Annotated in this window: 3 protein-coding genes and 1 pseudogene; 1 reads left to right on the forward strand and 3 read right to left on the reverse strand. The window is 72.7% G+C overall.

All coding sequences use genetic code 11. The annotated features are described in order from the left end of the window. Positions 1-159 precede the first annotated feature (159 nt). Entirely contained in the window at positions 160-948 is a 789-nt protein-coding gene (locus tag EHS43_RS42320; RefSeq protein WP_125195782.1) for an acyltransferase, read from the reverse strand. A 73-nt stretch (positions 949-1,021) separates the two neighbouring features. Between EHS43_RS42320 and EHS43_RS42325 the strand changes: the two genes are divergently transcribed. Beyond that, positions 1,022-1,555: a gamma carbonic anhydrase family protein gene (locus tag EHS43_RS42325; RefSeq protein ID WP_125195783.1), complete on the forward strand. Its 534-nt coding sequence runs from the start codon at positions 1,022-1,024 to the stop codon at positions 1,553-1,555. A gap of 3 nt (positions 1,556-1,558) precedes the next feature. Here EHS43_RS42325 and EHS43_RS42330 read toward each other — a convergent pair whose 3' ends face one another. Next, positions 1,559-2,209 (reverse strand): DedA family protein, encoded by a 651-nt coding sequence (locus EHS43_RS42330; RefSeq protein ID WP_125195784.1) that lies wholly within the window; start codon positions 2,207-2,209, stop codon positions 1,559-1,561. Between the two features lie 98 nt (positions 2,210-2,307). Next, a pseudogene (locus tag EHS43_RS46905) lies at positions 2,308-2,543 on the reverse strand (hypothetical protein); the annotation flags it as partial.

A 2,543-nucleotide genomic window follows, 5' to 3' on the forward strand; every position in this document is an offset into this window, starting at 1 on the left:
CTCCAGGCCGCGGGCGCGGGTCTTGCCTTGCTGGGCACGCTGCTCCTGGCGACGGGGTGATGCTGCAGCGCGCCCTTCAGGGGCGCGGGGAACTGCGCGACAAGCCCCCACACCCCCGCAGCCGCCCGACAACCGAACCCCGCATCCCCTGGCGCGCACTCAGTCCAGCTCGGCCAGCCTCGCCACCGCCTCCTCGTCCAACCCGGCCAACGCGTTCAACTGCTCCGCCGTAGCCCCCGGAGGGACCGGCACCGGCGCCGGCGTGCGCAGCGGCGGCTGCCAGCCGTCCTCGGCGGTCCATCGGCGTACGACCCGGGCCGGCGCCCCCGCGACCACGGCGTGGTCCGGCACCACCCCTCGGACGACGGCACCGGCGGCCACGACGACGTTCCGCCCGATCCGCGCCCCCGGCAGGATCACCGCCCCGGTACCGATCCAGCACCCCGAACCGATCTCCACCGGCTCCATCCGCGGCCACTGCTTGCCGATGGGCTCGTGGGGATCGTCGTAGGAGTGATTGGTGGAGGTGACGTAGACGTACGGCCCGAAGTAGCAGTCGCTGCCGATGGTGACCGTGGTGTCCGCGATGACGTGGCTGCCGCGTCCCAGCACGACCCCGTCGCCGATGCGCAGGATCGGCTCCGGGCCGAGGTCCAGGTCGGGCATGAGGCCCGCGGTCAGGGTGACCTGCTCGCCGACGATGCAGTGCGAACCGACGTGGATCCACGGCTCGCCGAACACCGTGCCGAGCGGAAACGCCAGCCGGGTGTGCGCCCCCAGCGCGCCGAAGCGGAAGCGCCCGGGGCGTTCGGCGGTGACGGAGCCCGTGCGCTGCACCCAGGCCCAGCCCGCGTGGACGGCACGCTGGACGAGGCGGCCCCGCCAGGATGAGAACGTGTTCTTGCTCTTCGGCACGAGCTCACCGTACTGAGCACGGGCGGCCGGCATGAGCCCGCGGGCTTGTGATCTTCGCCCCAACCGGGTGGCGTACGGTTCGGGATATCGCGAACCGGGAGGCGACATGGCGCACAGGGCGTTGATCACGGGCATCGGCGGAAGGGAACCGCAGATCGACGGGGAGGCCTTCGTGGCACCCACCGCGTCGGTGATCGGGGACGTGACGCTGCGGGCGGGGGCGAGCCTCTGGTACGGCGCGGTCGCGCGTGGTGACGTGGAACGCATCTCGGTCGGGGCCCGGAGCAACATCCAGGACAACTGCACGCTCCACGCCGACCCCGGCTTCCCGGTGACGATCGGCGAGCGGGTCTCCGTGGGGCACAACGCCGTCGTCCACGGCGCCACGGTCGAGGACGACTGCCTGATCGGCATGGGCGCGACCGTGCTGAACGGCGCGGTGATCGGGGCGGGTTCGCTGGTGGCGGCCCAGGCGCTGGTGCCGCAGGGCATGCAGGTGCCGCCGGGTTCACTGGTGGCCGGGGTACCGGCGAAGGTGCGGCGGGAGCTCACGGAGGAGGAGCGTCAGGGGGTCACCCTGAACGGAACGCTGTACGCGGACCTGTCCAAGGCCCACCGCGAGGTGCACGAGACGCCGTGAGGCTCAGTCGGCGGCCGGGACCGTTTCCGGTTCGGCCGCCTTCAGCTGCGCCGTCGCCTTCTTCGCCTTGCGCTTGAGCACCAGCATCGAGGTCAGGCCGATCAGCACGGCGAGCACGAGCCCGAGCCACGAGAACCGCTTCAGCCAGGACTCCGCGACGATCCCGACGTAGTAGATGACCGCCGTCGTGCCGCCGGCCCAGACGATCCCGCCGAGCACGTTGGCGATCAGGAACTTCCAGTACGGCATCCGCAGCACACCGGCGAGCGGTCCGGCGAAGATCCTCAGCAGTGCGACGAAGCGGCCGAAGAACACGGCCCACATGCCCCACTTCTCGAAGGACCGCTCCGCCGTGGCGACATGGCCCTCGCTGAAGTGCCGCGGGAACTTGTCGCCCAGCCAGGTCAGCAGCGGGCGGCCGCCCTTGCGTCCGATCGCGTAGCCGATGGAGTCACCGACGACCGCTCCGACGCTGGCGCACACGCCGAGCACCACGGGGTTGATCCCCGCGTGCTGCGAGGACAGCAGCGCTGCGGAGACCAGGATGATCTCGCCGGGCAGCGGAATGCCCAGGCTCTCCAGGCCGATGACCAGGCCCACCAGGGCGTAGACGGCGGCCGGGGGCACGGTGTCGAGCCATTCCTGGACGTGCAACGCCGGTTCCTCCCAAGTCGCTTTCCCGGCGCGCGTCGGCTACCGACGCACGCCGGGAAGCCTACCGGGTCACGGGAAGCGGCGTCCGGCGCACCGGCTCAGCGGACCGGACCCCGCCCCACCCCGGTGGCGAGCGCGTGCAGGGCCGAGACGCCGGGCGCCGTCACCGACGCGGTGGCCCGCACGACCGCGCCCGCCGCCGCCCCGGCCTGCTCGACCGGCGCCACAGGCAGGGGTGGGGCGACGGGGGCCGCCTCGCCGTCGTCGACCTGCGCCACCCGTGTCCCGTACGGCTCGGGCGGGGTCGCCTGCCGGTCCGGGCTCAGGCCGGGGC

This window comes from Streptomyces sp. RP5T (genome assembly GCF_003933965.1).
In the GTDB taxonomy this organism is placed as follows: Bacteria; Actinomycetota; Actinomycetes; order Streptomycetales; family Streptomycetaceae; genus Streptomyces.

What these genes read in the sequence shown, in the direction of transcription:
- EHS43_RS42325 (WP_125195783.1), top strand. Translation starts at nt 1,022, where the DNA reads ATGGCGCACAGGGCGTTGATCACGGGCATCGGCGGAAGGGAACCGCAG.
- EHS43_RS42320 (WP_125195782.1), bottom strand. Translation starts at nt 948, where the DNA reads ATGCCGGCCGCCCGTGCTCAGTACGGTGAGCTCGTGCCGAAGAGCAAG.